The following is a 24,725-nucleotide window of genomic DNA, read 5'->3' as shown; positions in this document are numbered from 1 at the left end:
CACGCCGCTCGGCACAAGGGGGCGAAGCGGGGCGTTCCCGGGCGGTCATGCGGCCCGACCCGGTGTTTCCAGGCACTTTCCGGGGCGTTCTCCCACGGCGAAAACTCTGTTGCACCGGGGATCCGGCATCACTCAGGATGCCTGCGTGAGCACGACATGAACGGCCGCCCGGCGCGCGGTCACGGCGCGCACGGGGGTGGCGCCGTGAGCGCGCGCCTGCGCGGCATCGCGCAGCAGACCGAGCAGATCGTCGCGGCGGGCGCCTGTCGCGCCCCGGACGGGCGCGAGGTCTCGATCGCGGCGGAACTGCGGGCGGCGCGCGAGGGAACGCGCCTGCACGGGCCGCAACCGGTGCCGGTACCCGCCGATCGGGTGACGGGGGCACGGGAGACGCTGATCGAGGTCACGGGCGAGACGTCCTGGAGACCGCCGCGGCCCACGGCTACCGCCGACGCGTCCTGGGGGCCTGGGGCCGCGGGGTGTTCCGCAACGACCCCGCGCGGGTGGCGGAGGCGTTCCGGGCGCTGGTGGAGCCCGGCGGCCGGTTCGCGCAGGCCTTCGAGCACGTGGTGTTCGGGGTCCTGGACCGGACGCGGGACCGTCAGGTGCTGGGTGCCTTCGAGGAGACGTTCAGCTCCAGCCGTAGTGCTCCTGCAGGCGGCGCCTGACCAGGTCGAACCGCATGCGGTCCAGGGCGCAGGCCTCCCGGCGCATGCCGTCCTCGTGCAGCCGCAGCACCCGGTCCACGTCGACCCACGAGTCCCGCCCCGTGCGGTCCCACGGCCCGCTGCCGATCGGCACCCACTCCCGGGCATCATGTCCTCGACCGTCAACCCGCCCACGATCGAGCGCAGATGACCGGCGAAGACGTTGTGCACCCGCTCCGACATCGGCTTCTGCTGGTCGAGGAACCGGCGGGCCGCGTTCGCGATCGGCACGAAGTCGTCGCCCACCTTGAAGATGACCACCCCCCGCACCTTCAGCGGGATGCCCTGGTGGGTCACGCAGTCCACCTGGAGTTCCGTCTCGTTCAGGTCGGGCGAGAGCTTGCGCACCGCCTGCACCCCGGGCATCACGAGCGTGCCGCGACCGGTGACGATGCGGAACCCCATGCCCTCCCCGAGGCCCTCCGTGCGGTGCTTGGCTACGGTCGCTCGGCGACGGCGGAACGTGCCGTGACCGGCGGCGACGGCCACTTCTCGGCCCAGCGCAGCTCCGCCTCCAACTGCGCGGCCACCTGCACGAGAAGCGGCTCGCTGTTAGCCGGGCCCAGCAGCTGCGCGCCGACCGGCAGTCCGTCCGGCGTGAATCCGGCGGGTACGTTGACGCCGGGCCAGCCCAGCACGTTCCACGGCCAGGCGTAGGGGCAGGCCGCGATCATCGCCCGGTCGGTGGCGAACCCGCTGAGTTCGAGCAGGGCACCGATGCGCGGCGGGGGAGCGGCGGTCGTGGGCGCGAGGACGACGTCGTAGGAGGTGAAGAACCCGCCGATGCGCCGGTGGAGCGCCGTTTCCGCGCGCCGGGCGGCCCGCAGCGGGGCACCGCCGAGGAGCCGGCCCAGCCGGGCCGCGTCCCGGGTGCGCCGGTCGAGCAGTGCCGGGAAGGGCGCCTCGCCCACGCGCTCGGCGATCCCGGCCGTGGCGCGCGGCACGAAGGTCAGTCCGATCTGCCCGTACGGCGGGTCCGCCTCCTCGACGATGTGCCCCAATGCGGCGAGCCGCTCGGCCAGTTCGACGACCCGGGTCCGCACCTCGGGCAGGAGCCGTGCGGGCACCGCCGTGAACGGCGGCTTGAGGGAGAGCGCGATGCGCAGCCGACCCGGATCGCGGCCGACTGCCCCGGACACGTCGAGGTGCGGGGGCTGGTGCGGGTCCTGTGCGTGGTTGCCGCTCGCCGCGTCCAGCAGCAGGGCCGCGTCGGCGACCGTGCGGGCCAGGGTGCCGTTGACGGTGATGCCCTGGAAGGACTCGCCGCGCGGCCAGGTCGAGACACGGCCGCGCTGCGGCTTGATGCCGACCAGATGCGTCCACGCGGCCGGGATCCGCACCGAACCGGCACCGTCCGAGCCGAGCGCGGCGGGGACCAGACCGGCGGCGACCGCGGCGGCCGACCCTCCAGAGGAACCGCCGGGCGTGTGCTCCGTGCTCCACGGGTTGCGGGTGGCGCCGAAGGCGGGCCCCTCGGTGAAGGGCCACTGCCCGAACTCGCAGGTGTTCGTCTTCCCGATGATCACGGCCCCGGCCGCGCGCAGCCGCCGCACCGCCTCGCCGTCCTCCGCGACCGGCGGGAACTCCCCGCAGCAGCCGAACGCGGTCGGCTCACCGGCGACGTCCATGTCGTCCTTCACCGCGACGGGAACGCCGAGCAGCGGCCGGTGTGCGCGCTCGGAGGGCAGGTCCCGGCCAAAGGCCGCTGCCAGCTCCCGGTCCGCGGCGTCGGCCTCGGCGAGCGCGGCCTCGGCCCGGACGATCCGGAAGGCGTTGAGGCTGCCCTGCGTCGCCTCGATCCGTGCCAGCGTCCGCTCCACCAGCGCCCGCGACGTCACCTCCCCCGCGGCCAGCGCACGGGCGGTCTCCGCCAGGCCTTCGGAACGTTCGAGCGTCATACGGACACCTCCGGAAGCGGCTTATCTACCGAACGGTAACGTCCGGTGGCCGGTGGCGGAATGGCGACGGCAGGAGTGGAAGTTCACCATCGGCCGCATCCTCCTCGCTGGGCACATCGGCACCTGCTCAAACCATTGACGCACCTCTGCCACGCCCTTACCTTTCGAGCCCCACCCTCCTGATCGAGTCGCCGAACTCTGTTCGGTATATCGAATTATGGTCTTCCAGGGAGAGCCGCCGTGACCTCATACCCCGCCGCCCCGTCCCGCCGCACCCTGCTGCGCGCCCTGGCCGCCGTGCCCGCCTCGGCGGTTCTGCTCGGCGAAACCTCCGGTCTGCTCGGCAGGGCCGTGGCCGCCGCACCCCCGAACGGCTCGGCCACCCGCTACACCATCGTGCCCTTCCTCAACAGCACCGACGGCACGGTCAACGTCTACCAGTCGGACGACGCCACCGACTTCAGACTGCTGCGCTCCTCCGCGTACACACCGCCCGCGAACCGGATCCGCGACGCCAGCGTCATCCGGCACACCGACGGCTACTACTACGTCACCTACACCACGCACACCTGGCAGGACCCCAGCACCACCATCGGCTTCGCCCGCAGCGCCGACCGCGCCAACTGGACATTCCTGTACGACTACACGGTCCCGATCGCGGGCCTCTCCCGCGCCTGGGCGCCGGAGTGGTTCGTCGACAGCGACGGCAGCGTGAACATCATCGTGTCCTGCTCCACCACGAACGACGAGTGGATCTTCACGCCGTACCTGCTGAGGGCCACGAACTCGGCCCTGACGGCGTGGAGTTCACCGGTCGCCCTCTCGGGTATCGGTGCCAACCACATCGACACGTTCATCGTGAAGATCGGCTCGACGTACCATGCCTTCCCGAAGAACGAGACGACGAAGTACATCGAGTACGCCACCGCCTCCAACCTCGCGGGCCCCTACACGATCCGCCGGACGGGCAACTGGGCCGGCTGGGGCAGTTACCGCGAAGGCCCGGCGCTGGTCCAGCTCGACAACGGCGGCTGGCGGATGTTCTTCGACGGCTACGGCGACGGGAACTACTACTACAGCGACAGCCACGACACCTTCGCGACCTGGACGGCACCGGCCGCACTGCCCGCGATCTCCGGCACGGCCCGGCACTTCACGGTGGTCAAGGAGACGGTCACGGGCGGCCCCGGCCTGGCCCAGAACATCACCCGCTCCTTCCGTTCCGCCAACTACACCACCCGCTACTGGCAGCAGCAGTCCTCGCTGCTCAACCTGCCCGTGGTCGGCACCTCCAGCACCACCGCCGAGAAGCAGGCCGCCACCTTCACGGTCGTCGCCGGCCTCGCCGACGGCAGCGGCTACTCCTTCCGGGACACGGCCGGCAGCTACCTGCGCCACTGGGATTTCCGCGGCCGCTTCGACGCCGACAACGGCACGAGCACCTTCGCCAAGGACGCCACGTTCTTCCTCCGCGCCGGCGCGTCCTCGGGCTCCGTCCGCTTCGAGTCGTACAACTACCCGGGGTACTACCTGCGCCACTACGCCTACCAGCTCCGCGTGGAGCGCTCCGACGGGACGGATCTGTTCCGGCAGGACAGCTCGTTCGTGCCGGGGACGGCCTGGGCGTAGGGCCGCCACGGAGAAGCCGGGCCCCACGGTCGCCCGTGGAGCCCGGCCGGAGGGGGTCACCGGGTGAAGGTGACCCGGTGCTCCTTCAGGGAGCCGCAGTTGGAGCCGTACACCTGCACGTACGTGTTGGCGATGCTGCCGCCCCAGTCCACGCAGTGGCCCTTGCCGTAGACGTACGTCGGTCCGGCGTAGGACGAGAACAGGCCCTCGTCGTAGTGGCTCTCCTCGGTGTCCGGGACGTAGATCCAGGCGGACATGTTGACGGCCTTGCCCGGGTTGTTGCGGATGGTCGTGACGCAGTTCTGGCCGTTGGAGGCGTTGTAGGTCAGGTAGACGGTCCCCAGCGAGCCGACGGTCGCCGAGTTGACCGTCTTGTAGCCACTGCCGCAGACCTTCTGCGGAGTGGTGTTGGGCGCGGCCGACGCCGGCGACGCCAGGGCGGTCATAGTCCCCACGGACAGTGCCGCCACGGCGGACGCGGCCAGGACGGAACGCGTGAATCGCATATTTCCCCCTTGCAACTCTTCGAGGTGGTTGCTCCTGCATGGTGTGACCCGCGGGTCATCCAAAGGGTTGTGCGTCATTTCGCAGGAAAATCGGGGGAGTTGAGGGTGAGGACGCGCCCGGGCCCCGGTGGTGTGGTGGCCGCGGGGGCCCGATCGTTCCCAGGCTCCGGTTCCTTTACTCATGGGTCACTCATGGCACACGTGAGATCCAGAGGATCTGTGCAGGGGTGTCACACAGGCTGCACACCGTCCTTTCAAAGTCTCGTTAGCGTTACGGCTCGATCCCACGTGCGAACGTGACCAGGCGCGGCCGGCGAGCCGCCGGAACAGCCAGATCGGGAAAACCACACATGGACTACTGCTCCTCGTGCCGTCGGCACCTCAACGGCGCCTTGGTCTGCCCGGGGTGCGGCGCCTACGCCCCGGACAACGCCCCCTCCGCCATCGCCCGTAGTACGGGTCCGGCCCCCGCGCCCGCCATGGCCCCCGGCGGACCGGCCGCCTGGGAGGTCCCGGCCGCCACCGGCACCTGGCACGACGGGACCTTGTGGGACGAGACCCCCGCGCGCACGCCGGAGGGCCCCGGCTCCGGCTCGTTGGACGCGTACGAGGCCCCGGACACCGACACGGCCGAGGGCTACGAAGCCCGGCCGCAGGGCCGGGCGGCCCGGCGCCGCCAGATGGCGCGCTGGAAGAAGAACCAGCGCCGGGCCGTGGTGGCGACGGCGGTCGCGCTCGTGGGAGGCGGTCTGACCGTCGCCGCGATGAACGGCAACGCGAAGCCCGGCGTGCAGGCGGCCGCGACGCCGGAGGACACGACCATGGGCGGCGCCGCGGGAGAGGCACCGACGTACGGCGAACCGACGTCGAGCCAGCAGGACACCCCGCGCTCGGCGGCCACCCCCACGACTCCGTCACACGCCGACCGCGCCTCGCGCCACGAGCGGTCCCGGGCCGCCGATCCCCGCACCACGCCGACGGACGCCCACACGGACGCCGCCGCCGCGCCCCGCGAACTGCCGTTGACGACCGCGCCCCGCAAGACCGTCACCGAGACCGTCGACACGGCCACCGGCACCGCCGTTTCGTCCGCGTCGAAGGCCACCGGGCCGACGACACCGCCGGCCGCCGGGTCCGGCTCCGACGCCCCGCAGCCGACGTCCCCCTCGACACCCCCGCCCGCGGCGACACCCCCACCCGAGACGTCTCCCGCCGACTCGAAGCCGAAGGAACTCTGCCTGCTCGTCATCTGCCTCGGCTGACGGGCATCTCCCAGGGCCGAGCGAACGCGGCCACCGACGCGGCCACCGACGCGAGGCGCCCACGCGGCCGCCGCAAACCGGTGGCCGCGCGCAGCCGCCCTCCGTACCGTCGGGGAATGGCTGACGAGTGCTTCCGGCATCCGCGGCTCGCCGCGGTGTACGACCGGCTCGATCCCGACCGCCGCGACCTCGCTCCGTACCTGCGCACGGCGGAGGAGACCGGGGCGCGGCATGTCCTCGACATCGGCTGCGGGACAGGGGTGTTCGCGCTGCTCCTGGCCGGACGCGGTATCGAAGTCACCGGCGTCGATCCCGCCCGGGCCTCCTTGGACGTGGCGCGCGGCAAGCCGGGTGGCGAGCGGGTGCGGTGGCTCCACGGCGACGCGACGACCCTGCCGGCGCTCTCCGCAGACCTCGCGACGATGACGGGCAACGCCGCCCAGGAGATCACCGGCGCGGAGGACTGGCAGCGGACCCTGCACGGAACGTGGGCGGCGCTGCGGCCCGGCGGGGGGTTGGTGTTCGAGACGCGGATACCGGCCCGTCGCGCCTGGGAGGAGTGGAACCGCGAGGCCACGTACGGCGTGACAGAGATTGCCGGTGTCGGCGCCGTCGAGTCCTGGGTCGACCTGCTCGACGTGAGCGGACCGCTGGTGACGTTCCGGTGGACCTATGTGTTCGCCGCGGACGGGCAGACGCTGACGTCCGACTCGACGCTGCGCTTTCGCGAGCGCCACGAGGTCGAGGCGGCACTCGCAGCGACGGGCTATGTGGTGGAGGACGTACGTGACGCACCGGACCGGCCGGGCCGGGAGTTCGTGTTCGTCGCGCGGCGCCCGGAAACCGCCCGCTGAGGCGGCCCCGCCGACTCCGCGGCACAGGGAGGCCGACCGTACAATCCTCGCGACCAAATCGGGGGCGACATCAGCGGGGGAGTCCGCGTGGAAACGATCATCGTGCAGTTGCCCGGTACCGCCCAGTGGGGCGTGGACGAGACGGGCAGTCCCGAACTGATCCATCTGGGGCCGGGGGACATCGCGGACTTCGGGCGTGGGGGGGCGGGGGTCCGCATCGTCCTGCCCGACCCGGGGATCTCCCGTCGGGCCGGGCAGCTGGAAGCCGCGGGGGACTACTGGCGGCTGTCCAATTTCAGCCGCAGCGTGTCGTACGTGGTGGAGAACCTGGAGGGAGCCGGCGAGTACCTCACCGTCGCACCCGGGCGGCTCGGGGCGCCGGTGCCCTTCGAGTTCTCCCGCGTGGTGCTGCCCGCCCTGTCCGGCACCGCCACGTTCAAGGTGTTCGCACCCCAGCACGCCTATGTCGGCGAGCAGTCCGTGCCGGGCGGCGGCGAACAGACCGTCCACCCCTTCGCCCTGGACCCGACGTCCAAGTACTTCCTCGTCCTGGTGGCCCTGTGCGAACCGCGGTTGCGCGACCCCTCCGACTCGGCGCTGCCGGGTGTCGGGCAGATCGTGGAGCGGCTGCGGCCTTTGCAGTCCTGCCGGGACCTGACGCGCTCCGCGGTCAACTACCACATCGACTACCTCGCCTTCGCCAAGTTGCGCCTGGACCTCGGTGAGGAGGCCACGACCGCGACCGACGGTGGCCGCACCGGCGCCAAACGCACCCGGCTCGCCTCCGTCGCCCTGCGCTTCGGCCTGGTCCGCGAGGAACACCTCGGCCTGCTGCCGCCCCGCGGCGCCGCACGCCTCACCGACCCGCAGGAGGCCGGCGCATGACGGCGTCCGAGGAGCGGGACGACGAGCTGGAGGCGCCCCGCCCGCCCGGCCTCCCGGAGGGCTTCCGTATCGAGGGCTGGGAGGTCGGCACGGTCATCGGCTCCGGCGGCTGGGGAACCGTGTACGAAGCCCGTGCGGTCGCCGACGGCACACCCGCAGCGGTGAAGGTGCTCCCGACCGGCTCCCTCGGACCCGGGCAGCGCGCCGCGCTCGGTGAACTCGTGGCGCGTGAAGTCCGGTTCAGCGCGGAGGCCGACCACCCCCACCTCGTCCGCACCCACGCCGTGTGCACCGTCGAGGCACCGGAACTGCCCGCCCTGGACGGCGCGATCGCGCTGGTCATGGACCGGGCCGAGGCCAGCCTGAAGGACGTACTGGACGCCGCCGACACGGGCGGGCCGATCGCCGACGCCGACCGTGTCCTGCGCGGGGTCGCCGCCGGACTCGCCCACATGCACGACGCCGGGTGGGTGCACGGCGACCTCAAACCCGCCAATGTCCTGCTGGGCGCGGGAGGTGAGGTATGGCTGGCGGACTTCGGCCTGGCCGCCGAACTCGACGGCACCCACGCCCACTTGCCGCCGCTCGGCACCCTCGACCATCTGCCGCCCGAGTGGTGGTCCCAGCGCACCGGAACCCAGGGCGCCGTCGTCCGGCCCACCGCCGACATCTGGGCCTTCGGCGTCCTCGCCCACCAGGTCCTCACGGGCGGGCTCCATCCCTTTCCGGGCGCGACGGCCCGGGCCCGCTCATTCGCCGCCCAGACCTACGCCCGCGGTACCGCGCCCCTGCGGCTCGACGCCGGCCTCGACGAGGACATGCGCCGGCTGATCGCCGACTGTCTGGCCCCGGACCACGCCGCCCGGCTCCCGCACACGGCCGAGGGCGTCGCCGCCCGGGTCGACGCCGTCACCGCCGGCCCGCGCCGCCGCCGTAGACGTCTGGTGCCCGCCGTCGCGGCCGTCGTCCTCACCGCAGGGGCCGTCGCCGGGGCGGCGCTCCTCGGCGGAGGCGGCGGCACCCAGGACGACGAACGCGACCGCGCCACCCCCACCCCCGCCGTCACCGGCACGTCCACCCCGCCGGCCGGGGAGATCCCCGAGGACTCCGACGTACCCGAGGCGCTGCGCCCCGTCATCGCCCGAGCGGCCCACCGCTGCACCGACGAGGAGATCACGCCCGCCCTGCTGGCCGCGCTCATCAAGGCGGAGAGCAACTTCGACCCGAAGGCCTCCCGACCGCAGAGCGAGGAGTACGGCATCGCCATGTGGACGCCGTCGGTGTTCCGGGCCTGGGCGATCGACGGGGACGGTGACGGCGACAAGGACCACATGTCGCCGCCGGACGCCATTTCCACCATGAGCCTGTACGTGTGCTGGCTCGACCAGCGCTTCAAACAGGCCGGGCTGCCGAAGAAGGACCTGCCCGCGCTCGTGGCGGCCGGCTACCGCACCAGCGACCGTACGGTCATCGAGGAACGCGGCGTACCGGAGCGGGTGAAACCGCACGTGGACAAGGTGATGCGCTACCTCGCCGAGTACGAGCGCTGACCCGTACGACCGCGAGCGGTGGGCGGGGCCGCAGCCCTGCCCACCGCTCGTCCCCCGTTCCCGGCACGGCCGCTACGCGGTGCACTCCGGGACGTTCGGCAGCCGGTTGTCCGGCGAGCTGATGTAGATGTTGGAGATGTAGCCGCCGTACTGGGGCAGATAGGCCCACCACTCGTTGGTGTAGGGCGGCACGGTGACCACCTCGCCCCGGACCTGGCAGCCCACCAGCACCTCGACCCCGGCGGGCAACTGCGTCATCCGGTCACCGCCCGTGGCAGGCCCCCTGCGGACGTTCACGAACTCGCCCCAGGTGCCGAACCAGGTCCCGGCGGGCCGCTTCGCCCCCGGCACGTTCAGCGAGCGGGTCAGCCGGCCGATGTCGGTGTACGCCTTGCCGTACGACGTGCCGGCCTGGTGCAGCGTCAGCACGGCCACGATCGAGCGGTCGTTCGCACCCACCGTGCCGGTGGAGTGCAGCGCGGGACGGGAGAGGTCCACGGCCGCGGCGGCCCGGCCAGCCGGGGCGGCCGACTCCGCCTGAGCGTCCGAGGACGTGGCCTGAGAGCCGCACGTGCCCTTCGCGTACTTCCCGGACCAGCCCTGCTTCACCGCCCAGGGCTTGTCGAACGCCCCGGCGATGCCGAAGTGCTGGTCGAAGTGGTCGGTGGCCGAGCAGCGGGTGGAGCGGCGCAGGTTGTCCATGATGAAGTCACGGACGGGGGCGGGCGCCTTCTCCAGGATGTACCGGTAGATCGCCACGATGTCCCGAGCGGAGATGGCGGTGTAGCCCCAGAAGCCCGGGTAGTCGGCGGGCGGTGGCGCCGTGTCGCGCAGACCGAGTTCGGTCCGGTCGGTCATCCGCTTGATGATCGCCGAGCCGCCGTACGTCGACCAGTAGTGGTCGGCGGCGTCGTCGTCGCTGCCGCGCAGCATCGGCTCCAGCCGGGCACGGTCGGCCGGGGGGATGGTGTAGTGCGGCCCGCGGTCCCACAGGAAGTCCAGGGTCAGCAGGAGCTTGACGACCGACGCGGACCGGAACTGCGCGCTGTCGTTGACCTGTTCGGTGAACCTGCCGGCCTCACGGTCGTAGACGGCCACGCCGGCGGTGACACCGGGCGGGATCTGGGCGGCCGCGGCGGCCTGGCCCGTCCGGGGGTGTGCCGCCGCACCGCTCGTGAGTGACGCCACCGTGACGACGGCCGCGAGCGCGGCCGCGCCGCGCAGGAGCATGCGCATGGTTGCCCTTCCTGGATCGCCCGGGTGGTCCTACGGGGCCTCGGCCCGCGGCGCCACGATAGGAGCCCGGGTGCGACGGACGGTCCTGACGTATGTCAGGGCCCCGCCCGAGCGGGGCGACCTGCGGCTTCGACCCTGATAAGTGTCAGGTGTCGGCGGTGCGGTGACGCCCCGTACGGTCACGACCAGCGAGCGACGGCCGGCCGGGGGCCGGTCGCCGCGCGCACGACCGCATCACCCGCCGACACACGAAAGAGGGCTCATGAGCCGCCGATCACTCACGACACTGCTGGCCGCGGGGGGCGCCGCCGCGGTGATGGCGCTCCTCCCGACCACCGCCCAGGCCCAGCCGTTCTCAGGCGGCAACTACGGGATCTACGGGCAGGAGGGTCAGTACCCCACCACCTCGTTCTGCTCGGGTTCCTTCCGGCAGATCGGAGCCACCAAGTACTTCGAGGGCATGGCCCTGAAGTACTTCTACTCCGACAAGTGCGGTTCGTTCGCCCGGATCGAGAACTCCCGGCCAGGCTGCGCGGCCGTACTGCAGCGCTCCGACACCAGCGCGGGCCGCAACGACGGCTGGGTCTCCGAGACCGTCGACTCCGGCATCACCTACGCCTACACGAAGATGGGCAACAACCTCAACGGCCGTGTCTCGCGCGCCCTGCTCTCGTGCGACGGCCACGACCTGGTGAACACCGGCTGGTACTGAGCCGCCCGACTCGCCGTACGGGGGCGGCCGGTAGTCCGGCCGCCCCTTCGGCGCGCACACGTCTGCGGCGGGCCACCGGTTTCCCGGTGGCCCGCCGCAGACGTGTGGAGGGTGCTCGCGTCAGCAGTCCGGGACGCCGGCGATCTTCTCGCCGCCCCGGATGTACAGGTTGTTCACCCAGGCGATGTCGCTGCCCGAGAACTCCATGACGGCGGTCCACCAGTTGTTGGTGCCGACGGCCGGGTCGTGCACGGTCTGGCCCTGCGTCTGGCACAGGGCGTCGCCCCACCACTGCGAACGGACCGCGAGCCGCGGGGAGTCGGTGGTCGGCTGCTGGCGCAGGTTGACGTCGGTGGCCCAGATGTAGACGTCGGTGAGGGTCGGGTCGCCGTTGTCGGCCGCGGCGGCCGGGGCCGCCTGGGCCGTGGTGGCGAGGCCGCCGACGGCGAGAGCGGTCACCGCGAGGCCCATGGCGGTACGGCTGATCAGTCGCTGCATGTGTGTCCCCCGAAGGACGAAGATGAGGATGGTGTGGCCGGAAGCGGTCCTGTTCCGGGTCCGCAGCGCCCCGGGACGGGCTGCTTGCCGACGTTCAGAACTGTAGGGAGACCCGGAACCACACGGTCCTGACAATTGTCAGGATCAGGCCGGAGCAGCCGGGGCGGACCGCCTCGGTCTGCCGTCCCGAACACGGCCGAAAACCGCTCGACGACCTCCACGGCCGCTGTCTACGATCCACCGCGCGGCATCGCGTGCCGGTCACCGGCCGGGTGAGGCATGGAGGCGCCGCCGAGATGCCCGTGGAGGCATTCAACCGTGTCAGTCGAGTTCAACCACACCATCGTCCTGTCCAAGGACCGGCAGAAGTCCGCTCATTTCCTCGCAGATATCCTGGGACTCGAGGTCGGGGCACCGACCGGAGTGTTCCTGCCCGTGACGACCGCCAACGGCGTCACGCTGGACTTCCTCACCATCGACGCCGACATCCCCATGCAGCACTACGCGTTCCTGGTCTCCGAGGAGGAGTTCGACGAGGCCCTGGCCCGTCTCGTCGAAGCCAGGGTCCCCATCCAGGCCGACCCGCACGGCAACCACCCCCGCCGCATCAACCGCAACGACGGCGGCCGGGGCGTCTACTTCCTCGACCCGGCCGGCCACGGTCTGGAGATCCTCACGCGCCCGTACGGAACGGACCCGGCCTCCGAGTTGAACGGCGTCACGGAGGACGTGCCCGGGGCGGTCTGAGCCGGCCCGGCCGGGTCAGCCGCCGTCCGACTCGACCACCACGGGGGCCGGTTCATGACCGGCCCCCGTGGCGTGGTCCCGGCGGGGCAGCAGCAACGGCGTGACCAGGAGCAGGGCGCCGGCCACCGCGATCGCCGTGCGCGGAGTCGTCCAGGCGGCCAGTACGCCCCAGAGAGCCGTGACCGCCGCGGTGGTGGCCCTGCCGCTGGCCGACCAGGCGGACAGGGTGCGGGTGACCCGGCCCGTGGGGGTGCGGTCGAGACGGTGTGTGGCGAGGACCGGGTTGAACACGCCGCAGCAGGTGATCAGGCCGAACTCGACCAGCATGACCCAGGCCAGGCCGGGCGCCCCGGGGCCGGTGAAGGCCAGGCCGACCGGCCAGCAGGCCCGCAGCGCCCCCGTCGCGAGCAGGACCCGGTGCCGGCCATGGCGCGCGACGAGGCGTGGGGCCAGCCGGGAGCCGAGCAGACCGCCGGTGCAGGGCACCGCGAACGCCAGGGCGTACTGCCAGGGCGCGAAGTGCAGGTCGTCCACCATCAGGATCAGGAGCGGGGGAGAGGCCGCCATGATCAGGGAGTTCACCAGGAGCGAGTTGAAGAACAGCGGGCGCAGGACCGGGTCGGCCAGGATGTGGCGCCAGCCTTCCAGCAGGTCGCCGGCCCGGGGCACCGCGGGGCCCGGTCGTGGAGCGTGCTTCTCGGCGTCCCCGATCGCCCGGATGCCGAACGCCGAGACCAGGTAGCTCACCGCGTCGGCCACGACCGTCGTCACCGGACCGAACAGGCCGATCGCGGCCCCGCCCAGCGGCGGGCCGACCATGCTGGCGGTCCAGGTCGTCGCCTCGAAACGGCCGTTCGCCACGAGCAGGTCCTGCCGCGGCAGCAGGTCCTTCAGGAACGCCCCGGCCGCCGCGTTGAAGGTGATGTCGGCCGCCGCGACGGCCACCGACACCAGCAGCAACTGGCCGAAGCCCAGCCGGCCGAGCGCGAACGCCACGGGGACGCTCAGCAGCACCACGCACCGGACCAGGTCCGCCGCCATCATCACCGGCCGCTTGCGGCGGATCTCCACCCACGGCCCGAGGGGCACCGACACCGCCGCGCCGACCGCCGGCCCCACCGCCGCGAGCAGCGACACCTGCGTCGGCCCGGCGTCCAGCGCCAGGACCGCGATCAGGGCGAACGCGTCGAACGCGAGCCATGTGCCGGCCGTGCTGACCGCGTACGCGCCCCACAGCCACCCGAACCGCCGCCCCAGCGACCGCCTGCCCGCCATATCCGGCGCACTCCCCGCTGTCTTGGACAACCCCGCGTTGTCCGGGAGTCATCCAAGCGAGAAGCGGTCGGGGCGGGCAAACAACCATCCGCCCCCACCTCACAACCAACCGTTGTGGCATGTGGGGAGCCGGGGTGGAAGGTCAGCGCTGGTACAGCCCGACCAGCGTCCCGTCCGCGAGGCGGCGCTTCTCGACCTCCGCGTGCACCTGGTCCGCACGCGGCGCGTCGGGCAGGACACACGGTTCGGACAGGGCGTAGAGCCGGAAGAAGTAGTGGTGGGCGTCGTCACCCGGCGGGGGGTGGGGGCCGCCCCAGCCGTGCTGCCCGTAGCCGTTGACGAGTTCCGTGCCGCCCGGTGGGCTCTGCCCGGCCTCCACACCGTCGCTGTGCGGGTCGATGCCGACCACGACCCAGTGCGCGAACGTGCCCGACGGGGCGTCGGGGTCCTCGCACAGCAGGACCAGTTCGGCCGCGTCGTCCGGTACACCGCTCCAGGTCAGCGGCGGAGAGACGTTGGGTCCCTCGTACGCGTACCGGCGCGCGATGAACGAGTGGTCGTTGAACGCGTTGCTGCTGAGTTCGATGCCGGTCATGTGGCCCGGGGTACCCCCGAGGGCACCGGGGCACACGGTTCGGGACCGATTCCCGGGTACCCGCCGGGGCGAGCCGGAACGAGGCGGCAGAGGGAGGAACCCGACGATGTCTCCCCCGGCAGAAGACCCCGCGGCGGACGTCCGGGAGGACCGGCGGGCCCCTGCCCGCACCGCCCGGCTGCGCAACCGCATCCCCGAGCCGGACGAGGAACCGGACCTCCTCGGCCAGTACCTCGCGCAGATCTCCGCGACCCCCCTGCTCACCGCCGAGGACGAGGTGCGGCTGGCGCGGGGCCGCCGGGGTCGGGCGCCGACCGTCACCGGGAGCCCTATCCGGGCCGCCGGGGTCAGGCGTCGACCGTCACCGCACACGACCACCCGTACGGATCCGGCCCGATCCGCAGATCGTCCCACGCCACCGCCGTCGGCACCGCCCCCGTGATCTCCACGTCGGTGATGCCGGTGACGGCCAGCCGTACGTCCAGGCCGCCGTCGGCCTCGTCCGCCTCCACGTCCACGGGCACCTGCCCGTACGCCTCCAGCCGGAAGATGATCTCGTCCAGCAGCGAGGCGAGCAGGTCGGCACTGCTCGCCTCGGGCAGCCGCACCCGGTCCACGGCGGTGGGCCGCACCCCGGAGACGTCCGCGAAACACTCGACCATCGCCAGGACGGCCTCCGCCAGGCAGTGCTCTCTGCACGCCGCCCACGCCTCGATCCGGATGTCGCCGGGATGCGGCACCGCCCGGTGCCCGCTCTCGCCCGGCTGCCGCCCTTGTCCGCCGTCGCCCGTGTCACCGCCCATGAACATCGCCTGCCCGAGGCGCGCCCACCCATGCGGCCCGGCGTCGACGGGTGGCTCAGACGGGCTCGTCCGCGAGGTACGGCGGCGCCGGGTCGTACTGGATGTAGCGCCGTACGGCCCGCGCGTGATCCCGGCCGTGCAGCCTCCCGACCAGCCACAACGCGCTGTCGATCCCGGCCGAGACGCCCTGGCTGGTGACCAGGCCGCCGTCGACCACGTAGCGGGCGTCCCGGACCACCGTCACGTCCCCGCGCGCCTCCAGGGTGTCCTCCTGACTCCAGTGCGTGGCCACCCGGCGCCCCCGGGCGGGCCCGGCGGCATGCAGCAGGAACGTGCCGGTGCACACGCCGTGCACCCAGGCGGCCTGCTCCGCCGTCTTGGCGATCCAGCCGGTGACCGCCGGATTGTGCAGCTGGGTCTCGCGGGCGCCCAGCCCGCCCGGCACGTGCAGCACGTCCAGCGGCGGATGATCGTCGAAGGTGTGGTCGGGCAGCACGCGCAGGCCCTTGTTGCAGCGCACGGCGCCGGGGTGCTCGGAGACGAGTACGGCCGTGTCGCCGCTGTCCCGCAGCCGCGCGGAGACGGTGAATACCTCCCAGGGCCCCACGAAGTCCAGCTCCTCGGCATCCTCGAAGACCAGCAGGCCGTAGGTCGTCATGCCCTTCTTCCTTCCTCTGAGAGATCTGCTGAGAGATCTGCGGGATCGGCCAGGGCTGCGCTGGTGGAGCGGAACCTGGCGCGGTAGTCCGACGGCGCGACACCGAGCCGTCGGTGGAACGTGCGGCGCAGGGTCTCGGCGGTGACGAAGCCGCAGCGCCGGGCGATGGCCTCGACCGGTTCGTCCCCGTCCGTCAGCGCCCGCCGGGCCGCCTCGACACGCACCCGCTCGACGTACGCCGCCGGCGGCACGCCGAGTTCGGCGGTGAAGCGCCGCTGGAGATGACGCGGGCTCAGCCCGGCGTGCGCGGCGAGACCCGCGATGTCGTGCCGGGCACCGGGATCGGCGTGGATCGCGCCGACGGCGGCCCGCACCGGGTCCGTCGCCGGCTGCCGCGACCACAGCGCCACGCTGAACTGCGACTGCCCGCCCGGGCGGCGCAGGAACAGCACCAGCCGGCGGGCCACCTCGTGCGCGACGTCCCGGCCGAGGTCGTCCTCCACGAGGGCGAGCGCCAGATCCATCCCGGCGGTCACCCCGGCCGACGTCCACACCCGCCCGTCCCGGACGAAGATCGGGTCGCAGTCCACGCGCACCTCGGGATGCTCCCGGGCCAGCTGCTCCCCCCGCGCCCAGTGCGTGGTGACCCGCCGCCCGTAGCAGGCCGGCGGCCGCCAGCAGGAACACCCCGCTGCACACCGAGGCCACCCGCCGGGCACACGCGGCCGCGGCGGCGACCCAGGCGACGAGGGCCTCGTCCTCACTGGCCCGGTCGACGCCCCGGCCGCCGACCACCACGACGGTGTCCGTCCCGGCCGGGTCGAGGTCCGTCACGCCGTGGGCGGCGTGCATGACCAGCCCGCTCACCGACCGGACCGGCCCCGCCCGGGTCGCCACGACCGCGCAGGCGTACCCGCCCGCGCTGTGGAACACCTCGTGCGGGCCGGTGAGGTCGAGCGGCTGGAAGCCGTCGAAGACGACGAAGACGACACGGCGATCGATCACGCCCCTCACGCTCCACCGGCGCGCGGTACGGCGTCAACGACACGCACCCCACAGATCGCGCCATGGGACGTCCGTCGCGGTGTGGGTACCTCGGGAACCGGGGGAGAGGAGGCTGACGATGAACTCCCGGACGGTCACCCTGCCCGCCGACGGCGCGGACCTCACCGGCGACCTGGCCGTGCCCCCGGACGCCCGCGCGATCGTGCTGTTCGCGCACGGCAGCGGCAGCTCCCGGCACAGCCCCCGCAACCGCGAGGTCGCCGCCGGTCTGCGCACCGCGGGGCTCGGCACCCTGCTGATCGACCTGCTCACCCAGGAGGAGGAACACCAGGACATCGTCACCGCCGAACTCCGCTTCGACATCCCCCTGCTGGGTCGCCGACTGGTCGCCGCCCTCGACTGGCTGGCGCTGGAGCCCGGCACCTCGGACCTGCCCGTCGTCCTGTTCGGCGCCAGCACCGGCGCGGGCGCGGCCCTGGTCGCCGCCGCGCAACGCCCCGACCGGGTACGGGCGGTCGTCTCGCGCGGTGGGCGGCCCGACCTGGCCGGCGACGCCCTGGGCGCGGTACGGGCCCCGGTGCTGCTGATCGTGGGCGGCCGGGACACGCACGTGCTGCGGCTCAACGAGGAGGCGGCACGGCGACTGCCCGGCCCGCACACCCTCCACGTGGTGCCCGGCGCCACCCACCTGTTCGAGGAACCGGGCGCGCTCGATCAGGTCACCGAGGCGGCCCGGCAGTGGTGCGACGAGCGGATACGGGCCGCCACAGGACGGTGACCGGTCGGCGCGCATCGTCCGGTGGGCCGGGGGGTACGCGGGAGCCGGACCGGCCGGGGCGGGGGTGCGCGGGAGCCGGACCGGCCGGGGCGGGGGTGCGCGGGAGCCGGACCGGCCGGGGCGGGGGTGCGCGGGAGCCGGACCTCCCGTGGCCCTCTCACGTGCGGGAAGCGGAGGTGACCGTCATGCGGTTCCGTGATCGCCGGCAGGCCGGTGAGGAACTGGCCGAAACACTGCGCACCCGGCAGCGCGAGGGGCACCTGCCCGATCCCCTCGTCCTCGCCCTGCCCCGCGGCGGAGTCGCCGTGGCCCGCGAGGTCGCCGCCGCGCTGGACGCCCCCCTCGACGTGCTCGTCGTACGGAAGATCGGGGCGCCCCACCAGGAGGAGCTCGGCGTCGGCGCGATGGCCGGGGACGAGGTGCCGCTCCTCGACGAGGACGCCCTGCGCCACCTCGGTATCGGCGAGGCCGCGCTCGCCGCCGTCATCGAGCGCGAGCGCGCCGAACTGCGGCGCCGTGAGCGGCTGTACCGGCAGGGCCGACCCGCCCCGGACCTGCGCGGACGGACCGTGATCGTCGTCGACGACGGCCTGGCGACCGGCTCCACGGCCCGCGCCGCGCTGCGCTTCGTACGCCGTCAGGCCCCCGGGAAGGTGCTGCTGGCCGCCCCCGTGTGCTCCCCCGAGGGCGCCGATCTGATGCGCGCCGAGGCCGACGAGGTCGTCTGCCTGCACCGGCCGGCCGCGTTCATGGCGGTGGGCCTCTGGTACGAGAACTTCGACCAACTGACGGACCAGGACGTCCTGGAGGCGCTGCACGTGCAGCTTTGACCCCATCTTCACCTGACAAAAGTGGCGGAAATCGGCCGCTGCGGATCACGATGTCCCTTCCCCGCACCTGCATCAGGAGCAACAAGTGGACGTCTCGCTGTCCGTGTGGCTGCTGACCGTGGCCGCCCTGTGCGTGCTGTTCGCTCTCGACTCCATCCCGGCCGTCTACGGCCTCACCCAGGACCCGTACATCGTCTTCACCGCGAACGCCTTCGCCCTGATGGGCCTGCGCCGGCTGTACTTCCTCATCGGCGGCCTGCTGAAGAAGCTGGTTCACCTCTCCCACGGCCTGTCGATCATCCTGGGCTTCATCGGCGTGAAGCTGGTGCTGCACGCCCTGCACGAGTCGGGCGTGCACGTCCCCGAGATCGGCATTCCGTTCTCGCTGGGCTTCATCGTGCTGGTCCTGGCGGTCACGACGGTCACGAGCCTGCGTGCGTCGAAGAAGCAAGAGGCCGAAGCGGAGACGGCGCAGCCGTCCGCTGAGTCCAGCTAGACCTCCGGGAGTGGCTCGCCGACGGGCGACGCCGTCAGACGACGCCGTCCGCGCGGAGGGCCGCCACCTCCTCGGCGGTGCGGCCCAGTTCGGTGAGGACGGCCTCGGTGTGCTCGCCCACGGCCGGCACGGGGTCCATGCGCGCGGGCAGACCCGCGAGGTCGGCGGGCGGGAGCAGCGCCTCCACGGTGGCGCCCGGCACCTCGACCTCGCTCCAGCGGCCGCGGGCGGCCAGCACGGGGTGGTCCAGGAACGCGGCGACGTCGTTGACCCCGGCGCAGGCGATGCCGATGCGCTCCAGGTCCTTGAGGATCTCGTCGGAGCCGGAGCGGGCGAACCGCTCGGCGACGACGGCGTTGAGCTCCTCGCGGTGCGCGACACGGTCGGAGCCGGTGGCGAAACGCGGATCGTCGACCAGCTCCGGACGGCCGAGGAACTCGGCGCACAGAGCCATCCACTCCCGCTCGTTCTGGATGGAGAACAGCACCTCCTTGGCGTCGGCGGCCGTGTACGTCCCGTACGGCGCGATGGTGGCGTGCTGCGTGCCCAGACGCGGGGGCTGGGCGCCGCCGAACCGGGTGTAGTAGGCGGGCTGGCCCATCCACTCCGCGAGCGCCTCGAACAGGGACACCTCCACGGGGTGGGCCTCGCCGGTGGTGGCACGGGTGTACAGCGCGGTGAGGACGCCGCTGTAGGCGTACATCCCGGCGGCGATGTCGGCGACGGAGATCCCGGTCCGTGCGGTCCCTTCGGGCGTCCCGGTCAGCGACACCAGCCCGGTCTGGCACTGCACGAGCAGGTCGTAGGCCTTGCGGTCGGACCAGGGGCCGGTCGTGCCGTAGCCGGAGATCGTGCAAGGGATCAGGTTCGGGCGGCGGCCGGTGACGGTGGCGGCGTCCAGCCCGAGCCGGGCGGCGGCGCCCGGGGCGAGGTTCTGCACGAACACGTCGGCGCCGTCGAGGAGGTCGTGCAGGATCTCGTGGCCGCGGGGGTCCTTCAGGTCGAGCGTGAGGGACTCCTTGGAGCGGTTGAGCCACACGAAATAGCTGGAGTGGCCGTGCACGGTCGTGTCGTACCGGCGCGCGAAGTCACCGCCGCCCGGCCGCTCCACCTTGATCACCCGGGCACCGAGGTCGGCGAGCTGTCGCGTGGCGTAGGGCGCGGCCACGGCCTGCTCCAGACTGACCACCGTGACCCCGGCCAGGGGATACCGCCACAGGCTCATACCTCAAGCTCCTGAATCGTGTACGGGGGCGTGGGGACAGTGTGCCGCAGGGGGGAGGGCGCGGGGGCGGGCCACCGACGCGATCCGGATCACGCCGACGGGTGGTTTCGCGGGCTGTCGGGCCGGTGGGGCGCGGGTCACGGCCGGGGGGCCGGGGGGACACGGCCGGGTGCACAAAGTGCCGCGAGTGCGGTCGAGGACCAGCCGTACGGCACCGGCGGCCCGTTCGAGGATCACGGCGTCGACCACGCTGAGGGTGCTTGGCGTCGGCACCTGCCCCGGTGCGGCGGTCTGAGCGGGCCGCGGATCGAGCGCCGTCGCCGCCGGGCCGCCCGTGTCGGCGGCGCCCCCACCACCTCGGGCGGCCGCGTCCGGCCCGGGCACGCCCCCGGCCGGACCCGCACCGTCCCCGCCACGCTCCAGCCACAGCATCGCCGTACCGTCCGGGCTCAGCCGGACGGCGGGCCATGCCGGGTCGGGAGGGGGGCCGGTGTCGCGCCGGGTGCCGTGGTCCCCACCCTGACGGACCCGCCGCTCCGGATCCACCAGCCGGGCCGGGCAGCCGGCCAGGACGGCTGCCCCGCGCACCAGCGCCTTCAGCCCGGCCCTGGACTCGGCCAGGCGGTCGAAGGAGGCGATGACCCGGACAGCGGCACCGGCGTCCGGGTCGACGGCGGTCAGCCGCCCGGCCAGCTCTTTCATGGGCCCCAGGGTGCGGTATGCGGCCGCTTTCGGGGACGGTCGGTCGCAGGGCCCCGACAGGGGCGCCGCCGGGTGGCGGAAGCTGCCCGCCGTTCGGCGGGTGGGGCCGCGGGGCAGGGCGAGTGCACCGCGCTGGGCGCGGCGCCGAAGGACGCCCGACCGCCGAGAGCCGAGCGGTCAGCGTAGCGGCCTGTGGCCTGACACCCCCGCTCGGCCGGGTTGCCGCCATCTTCCGCCCCGGGCGCCGGGCGTCGCGGCTCCCCTTCCGCCGCCCGGGGGCGGAGCCGCCCTGCAGGGCCCGCTACCCGTGGCGGCTATACCCTTTTCATTAAGGGGTCCTTTCACTGTGCCCGTCCGGGTCGCGTGGTCTGGTGCCGCACCTCGCCGCGTTGCCGAAAAGCCCTAGTAGCTCCGCTACGAGGGCTTCCCGGCGCCTTGCGACGCACGGCACCAGACCACGCGCCCTGATCGGACACTCATAGTGAAAGGACCCCTAATTGGGCTGATTGATGCGAATCGGTGTTCATCCGGTAGGGATGAGTAGGTGACGAGGGAGCAGCAGACGACGTCGGGGTCGCCCGGTGTGGGCAGCCCGGAGCAGGTCGACGGACTGCCGTTCATCCCACGCGTTCTCGCCACGGCGCGTCGGGTGGCCGGGATCGCGGCCCTGGCAGCCGGTCTGCTGGGCCTGGTGACTCTGGTCGGCTGGATTTGCGGGGCCGACGCGCTGAAGGGAGTGCTGCCCGGGGTCTCGGTGTCCATGAAGGCCAACACCGCCGTGGCTGTCGTGGCGCTCGGGCTTTCCCTGTACGTGATCTCCCTCCGCCGGATCAGCCCGGTCGCGCTCGTCCTGTCCCGTGCGGCGGCGGTCCTCGTCACTCTGATCGGCACGCTCACCCTCGTGGCGTACGTGATCGGTGCGGACCTGGGCATCGACGAGTTGCTCTTCAAGGACGACACCGTCCACCAGGGGACGGGGCCGCCGGGGCGGATGGCGCCGAACACGACTGCGGCGCTGATCGCCGGGGGAGTGGGTGCCCTGTGCGCGAGTGTGCCCCGGATCCCCGCCTGGGTGAGTCAGATCCTGGGCCTGGGCGTCGGCGCTCTCGGCATGCTGAGGCTGTACGGGGCCGCCTACGGAGTGACCCAGCTGGAGCAGTTCGGTCCCTACTCGGGTATGGCCCTGCACACCGCGGTGGCGTTGATTCTGTTCGGCACGGCGCTCTTCCTGGCCCGTCCGGGCGAGGGCAGCGCGGGGCTGATGCTGAACGCGGGCACGACGGGCGCGCTCGGACGATGGCTGTTCGTCACCGTCGTGATCGTGCCGCCGCTGCTGGGCTGGGCCGTTCTGGCCGCCGAGGACGCCGGGCTGTTCGGGGAGCGGCTGGGAACCGGGCTGCTCGTCTTCGGGCACGTGACCGTGTTCACGGCGGTGATCTTCACGACCCTGGCCGTGGGCCGCCGCGTCGAGGTGGCCCACGGCCGTCTCGCGTGGCGGGTGCGTCAGAACGAACTGCTGCAGGCCTTCATCGAGTACACGCCCGCGATGGTGTTCATCAAGGACCTCGAGGGCCGTCTCCTGGCGGTCAACACACGGTTCGAACAGACCCTGCGCCTGTCCCGGGAGCAGGTCCTGGGCCGTCTCGACCGGGACGTCCTGCCGCCCGACTTCGCCCGTCAGGCGCGGGCCTCCGACCTCGCCGTACTGGCGGAGGGCCGGCCGATTCAGCGGCAGAAGACATTCGCCCTGCCGGGAGGCCGGCGGGAGTTCCTGTCCACCCGGTTCCTGCTCAACGACACATCCGGCGCGCCGTACGCCCTGGGCGGCGTGTACATCGACATCACCGACCGCGTCGCGGCCGAACGCGAGGTCCAGCGGGCGCACCGGCGGTTCGTCGCGCTGCTGGAGTCCGCTCCCGACGCCACCCTGATCACCGACGGCGACGGCATCGTCGTCATGGCCAACCCGCAGGTGAAACGCCTTTTCGGACGCGAGCCGGGTGATCTCCTCGGCACCGAGGTGGTCGGCCTGGTGCCCGCTGTCCGGCGCCGGCGGCACTGTGCGCTCCTCCGTGCCTACCTCCGCCTGCGTGATCCGAAGCCGACGGTTCTGGACAAGGACCTGTACGGGATGCGCGACGACGGCTCCGAGTTCCCCGTCGAGGTGAGCGTCAGCAGCCTGCAGGCCGAGCAGGAGACCCTCGTGGTGCTGACCGTCCGGGACATCACCGAGCGCAGACGGCTGGAGGCCGATCGAGCCGAGCGCTACGAGCAGCAGCGGCGGATCGCCTACACCCTTCAGCACAGCCTCATGGGAGAGCCGCCCCGCCTGGCATACCTGCCCTGTGCCTACCGGTACCTGGCGTCCGTCCAGGACCCCGGGGTCGGCGGCGACTGGTTCGACGTCATCCCGCTCGACGAGCACCGCACGGGCGTCCTCATCGGCGACGTCATGGGCCGGGGCCTGGAGGCCGCAGCCGTCATGGGGCAGTTGCGCTCCGCTTCCCACGCCCTGGCCCGCGCGGGGGCCACCCCCAGCGCACTGATGAAGGCCCTCGACCGGTTCGTCGGCGACCTGGCGGGCCAGCTGGTCACCACTGTCTTCCTGGTTCTGGACCAGGACAGACACGAAGTCACCCTGTGTTCGGCGGGACACCTGCCCGTCATCGCCCTGCCGCCCGACGGGCCCGCCTACCGGCTCAAGGCACCGGTCGGCGTGCCGTTGGGCGTCAACGACGCGGTGTACGCGGTGCCCTTCGAGGAAGTGACCCTGCCGCTGCCGCCGGGCAGTGCTCTCGTGCTCTACACGGACGGGCTGGTCGAGAGGCCCGGCACCGACATCGAGGCCCAGATCGACGTCCTGACCCACACCGTCGGCGTCGCGCTGAAGGGTGCCGCGGTCGACGACCCCGGCGCCCTCGACCGGGCGGCGGACTGCCTGCTCAGGACCTTGATCGCGGACGCGGACGCCTCTGACGACGACGTGACGCTGCTTCTGCTCGGCGTCCCCGGCCCTCACGGGAACGGGACCTGGGCCTGACCGGCACTTCCGCCGCGGATGACGGGCGGTCCTGGTCTGCGTCCTCGCGTTCCTCGCCGGCCAGGGCCTCGGGCCGCCCCTGACCGTGAGGACCGTGACGGTCACGGCCCGGCCCGGCGGCCCTGGGCTGTGACGGCACCGCGGACCTCGTCGGCCTCGTCGCCGCCCAGGGCCGCCCGAGAGCGCTGTCCTACCGCTGGATCCGCAGCGACGGCAACGCCTCGGGCGTGCTGACGGAAGTGCTGGGCGCGGGGCCGTCGGCAGACACGCCTTCACCTGCGCTGGACCTTCCAGGGCACCGTGCGCCGCGCGCCACAGGCCGAACCGCGCATCCCCTCCGGGACTCCGCGCACCGCCACCACCGACTTCCGCGTACGACTGCCGCTGCCGGCTCACGGCTGCCCATCCGCGGGCCTCGATGCCCTGACGGGTCACCGCGGCTCCTGACGGGTCACCGCGCCGAGGAAACTCCCGGTGCCGCACTGAACTGCTCGCGGCACCCGGGGCGGCGGGCCCACTGCGCGAGACGACGCGCGTCCCGCCGGCGCCGGTGACCCGGACCTGCAGCGAACCGCATCCGCAGCGCGTCCACCGCGTGTGGCCCGTCGCGGTGACGTGCCGGGACAGCACCCGGGCCCGACGGCCCGACCGCCCCACCGCCGGCCGTCCGACGGCCCGGCGGCCCAGCCGAGGCGGGTGGCGCGGCGGCACCGCGGCACCGCGGCACGCGGCCGTGGAGACCGCATCCGGCTCCCCGTTGCGGCCGACCCGGTGACCCCGCCCGCTTCTGCCTGTGCCCGCGACGACCGGCCCGATGATCCTGGCCGCCTCCGC

At 72.9% G+C, this 24,725-nt stretch carries 21 protein-coding genes and 6 pseudogenes; 13 read left to right on the top strand and 14 right to left on the bottom strand.

Annotated elements, in window-relative coordinates; translation table 11 throughout:
• Positions 1-132: 132 nt before the first annotated feature.
• Complete coding sequence (locus HDC93_RS39190; protein ID WP_311774480.1) at positions 133-339, bottom strand: hypothetical protein; 207 nt, start codon at positions 337-339, stop codon at positions 133-135.
• Here HDC93_RS39190 and HDC93_RS00205 point away from each other — a divergent pair.
• Positions 247-668 (top strand): annotated as a pseudogene (locus HDC93_RS00205) (TIGR02452 family protein). The gene HDC93_RS39190 and the pseudogene HDC93_RS00205 sit on opposite strands and share 93 nt — an antisense overlap.
• Here the strand turns inward: HDC93_RS00205 and HDC93_RS00200 are convergent.
• The 3 genes and pseudogenes from HDC93_RS00200 to HDC93_RS00190 form a co-directional block, all read right to left on the bottom strand.
• Positions 631-819 (bottom strand): annotated as a pseudogene (locus HDC93_RS00200) (type II toxin-antitoxin system PemK/MazF family toxin); the annotation flags it as partial. The pseudogenes HDC93_RS00205 and HDC93_RS00200 sit on opposite strands and share 38 nt — an antisense overlap.
• Positions 813-1,196, bottom strand: a pseudogene (locus tag HDC93_RS00195) (flotillin family protein); the annotation flags it as partial. The pseudogenes HDC93_RS00195 and HDC93_RS00200, both read right to left, overlap by 7 nt.
• Positions 1,145-2,605 carry an amidase gene (locus tag HDC93_RS00190; RefSeq protein WP_185005959.1) on the bottom strand — a complete coding sequence of 487 codons (1,461 nt, stop codon included), beginning with the start codon at positions 2,603-2,605 and terminating at the stop codon, positions 1,145-1,147. The pseudogene HDC93_RS00195 and the gene HDC93_RS00190, both read right to left, overlap by 52 nt.
• 240 nt (positions 2,606-2,845) lie before the next feature.
• On the opposite strand from HDC93_RS00190, the gene HDC93_RS00185 reads away from it, so the two are divergent.
• Entirely contained in the window at positions 2,846-4,234 is a 1,389-nt protein-coding gene (locus HDC93_RS00185; protein ID WP_185005957.1) for a glycoside hydrolase family 43 protein, read from the top strand.
• 56 nt (positions 4,235-4,290) lie between these two features.
• Here the strand turns inward: HDC93_RS00185 and HDC93_RS00180 are convergent, their stop codons facing one another.
• Positions 4,291-4,740: a spore-associated protein gene (locus HDC93_RS00180; RefSeq protein WP_185005955.1), complete on the bottom strand. Its 450-nt coding sequence runs from the start codon at positions 4,738-4,740 to the stop codon at positions 4,291-4,293.
• A gap of 479 nt (positions 4,741-5,219) precedes the next feature.
• Here HDC93_RS00180 and HDC93_RS00175 point away from each other — a divergent pair, with 479 nt between their 5' ends.
• From HDC93_RS00175 to HDC93_RS00160, 4 genes are all read left to right on the top strand, one after another.
• Positions 5,220-6,002 carry a hypothetical protein gene (locus HDC93_RS00175; RefSeq protein WP_260419335.1) on the top strand — a complete coding sequence of 261 codons (783 nt, stop codon included), beginning with the start codon at positions 5,220-5,222 and terminating at the stop codon, positions 6,000-6,002.
• A gap of 116 nt (positions 6,003-6,118) precedes the next feature.
• Positions 6,119-6,856 (top strand): bifunctional 2-polyprenyl-6-hydroxyphenol methylase/3-demethylubiquinol 3-O-methyltransferase UbiG, encoded by a 738-nt coding sequence (locus HDC93_RS00170; RefSeq protein WP_185005951.1) that lies wholly within the window; start codon positions 6,119-6,121, stop codon positions 6,854-6,856.
• Positions 6,857-6,943: 87 nt separating this feature from the next.
• Positions 6,944-7,741 (top strand): FHA domain-containing protein, encoded by a 798-nt coding sequence (locus tag HDC93_RS00165; RefSeq protein WP_185005949.1) that lies wholly within the window; start codon positions 6,944-6,946, stop codon positions 7,739-7,741.
• Positions 7,738-9,291: a serine/threonine-protein kinase gene (locus tag HDC93_RS00160; protein WP_185005947.1), complete on the top strand. Its 1,554-nt coding sequence runs from the start codon at positions 7,738-7,740 to the stop codon at positions 9,289-9,291. Before HDC93_RS00165 ends, HDC93_RS00160 begins: the two co-directional genes overlap by 4 nt.
• Before the next feature lie 72 nt (positions 9,292-9,363).
• On the opposite strand, the gene HDC93_RS00155 is transcribed toward HDC93_RS00160, so the two are convergent.
• Positions 9,364-10,527 carry an SH3 domain-containing protein gene (locus HDC93_RS00155; RefSeq protein ID WP_185005945.1) on the bottom strand — a complete coding sequence of 388 codons (1,164 nt, stop codon included), beginning with the start codon at positions 10,525-10,527 and terminating at the stop codon, positions 9,364-9,366.
• A gap of 262 nt (positions 10,528-10,789) precedes the next feature.
• On the opposite strand from HDC93_RS00155, the gene HDC93_RS00150 reads away from it, so the two are divergent.
• Positions 10,790-11,239 carry a hypothetical protein gene (locus HDC93_RS00150; RefSeq protein WP_185005943.1) on the top strand — a complete coding sequence of 150 codons (450 nt, stop codon included), beginning with the start codon at positions 10,790-10,792 and terminating at the stop codon, positions 11,237-11,239.
• Positions 11,240-11,359: 120 nt separating this feature from the next.
• Here the strand turns inward: HDC93_RS00150 and HDC93_RS00145 are convergent, their stop codons facing one another.
• Positions 11,360-11,737, bottom strand: a complete 378-nt coding sequence (locus tag HDC93_RS00145; protein ID WP_185005941.1) for a peptidase M23 — start codon at positions 11,735-11,737, stop codon at positions 11,360-11,362.
• A 318-nt stretch (positions 11,738-12,055) separates the two neighbouring features.
• Between HDC93_RS00145 and HDC93_RS00140 the strand changes: the two genes are divergently transcribed.
• A complete protein-coding gene (locus HDC93_RS00140) occupies positions 12,056-12,484 on the top strand; it encodes a VOC family protein (RefSeq protein WP_185005939.1) in 429 nt (142 codons plus the stop codon).
• 15 nt (positions 12,485-12,499) lie between these two features.
• Here the strand turns inward: HDC93_RS00140 and HDC93_RS00135 are convergent, their stop codons facing one another.
• Together HDC93_RS00135 and HDC93_RS00130 are read right to left on the bottom strand one after the other, a co-directional pair.
• Entirely contained in the window at positions 12,500-13,759 is a 1,260-nt protein-coding gene (locus tag HDC93_RS00135) for an MFS transporter (RefSeq protein ID WP_185005937.1), read from the bottom strand.
• A gap of 142 nt (positions 13,760-13,901) precedes the next feature.
• Positions 13,902-14,354: a YbhB/YbcL family Raf kinase inhibitor-like protein gene (locus tag HDC93_RS00130; protein WP_185005935.1), complete on the bottom strand. Its 453-nt coding sequence runs from the start codon at positions 14,352-14,354 to the stop codon at positions 13,902-13,904.
• Between HDC93_RS00130 and HDC93_RS39545 the strand changes: the two genes are divergently transcribed.
• Complete coding sequence (locus tag HDC93_RS39545) at positions 14,305-14,796, top strand: sigma-70 factor domain-containing protein (RefSeq protein ID WP_398983238.1); 492 nt, start codon at positions 14,305-14,307, stop codon at positions 14,794-14,796. The genes HDC93_RS00130 and HDC93_RS39545 overlap by 50 nt on opposite strands.
• Here HDC93_RS39545 and HDC93_RS00120 read toward each other — a convergent pair.
• The 3 genes and pseudogenes from HDC93_RS00120 to HDC93_RS00110 form a co-directional block, all read right to left on the bottom strand.
• A complete protein-coding gene (locus tag HDC93_RS00120; protein ID WP_185005933.1) occupies positions 14,702-15,157 on the bottom strand; it encodes an archease in 456 nt (151 codons plus the stop codon). The two genes, HDC93_RS39545 and HDC93_RS00120, sit on opposite strands and share 95 nt — an antisense overlap.
• Positions 15,158-15,212: 55 nt before the next feature.
• A complete protein-coding gene (locus HDC93_RS00115) occupies positions 15,213-15,815 on the bottom strand; it encodes a DJ-1/PfpI family protein (RefSeq protein WP_185005931.1) in 603 nt (200 codons plus the stop codon).
• A pseudogene (locus HDC93_RS00110) lies at positions 15,812-16,820 on the bottom strand (GlxA family transcriptional regulator). Before HDC93_RS00110 ends, HDC93_RS00115 begins: the two are co-directional and overlap by 4 nt.
• Before the next feature lie 118 nt (positions 16,821-16,938).
• On the opposite strand from HDC93_RS00110, the gene HDC93_RS00105 reads away from it, so the two are divergent.
• The 3 genes and pseudogenes from HDC93_RS00105 to HDC93_RS00095 form a co-directional block, all read left to right on the top strand.
• Positions 16,939-17,598 (top strand): dienelactone hydrolase family protein, encoded by a 660-nt coding sequence (locus HDC93_RS00105; protein WP_185005929.1) that lies wholly within the window; start codon positions 16,939-16,941, stop codon positions 17,596-17,598.
• A gap of 185 nt (positions 17,599-17,783) precedes the next feature.
• Positions 17,784-18,428, top strand: a complete 645-nt coding sequence (locus tag HDC93_RS00100; RefSeq protein WP_185005927.1) for a phosphoribosyltransferase — start codon at positions 17,784-17,786, stop codon at positions 18,426-18,428.
• Positions 18,429-18,558: 130 nt separating this feature from the next.
• Positions 18,559-18,924 (top strand): annotated as a pseudogene (locus tag HDC93_RS00095) (TerC family protein); the annotation flags it as partial.
• A gap of 34 nt (positions 18,925-18,958) precedes the next feature.
• Here the strand turns inward: HDC93_RS00095 and HDC93_RS00090 are convergent.
• Both HDC93_RS00090 and HDC93_RS00085 read right to left on the bottom strand, forming a co-directional pair.
• Positions 18,959-20,149 (bottom strand): CaiB/BaiF CoA-transferase family protein, encoded by a 1,191-nt coding sequence (locus HDC93_RS00090; RefSeq protein ID WP_185005925.1) that lies wholly within the window; start codon positions 20,147-20,149, stop codon positions 18,959-18,961.
• Positions 20,150-20,329: 180 nt separating this feature from the next.
• A pseudogene (locus HDC93_RS00085) lies at positions 20,330-20,851 on the bottom strand (hypothetical protein); the annotation flags it as partial.
• Between the two features lie 544 nt (positions 20,852-21,395).
• On the opposite strand from HDC93_RS00085, the gene HDC93_RS00080 reads away from it, so the two are divergent.
• Entirely contained in the window at positions 21,396-23,891 is a 2,496-nt protein-coding gene (locus HDC93_RS00080) for a SpoIIE family protein phosphatase (protein WP_185005923.1), read from the top strand.
• The last annotated feature ends 834 nt before the right edge of the window (positions 23,892-24,725 follow it).

The sequence above is a fragment of the Streptomyces sp. AK010 genome (assembly GCF_014207295.1).
Lineage (GTDB): Bacteria > Actinomycetota > Actinomycetes > Streptomycetales > Streptomycetaceae > Streptomyces > Streptomyces massasporeus.
This window is presented reverse-complemented; position numbering and strand designations above follow the sequence as displayed.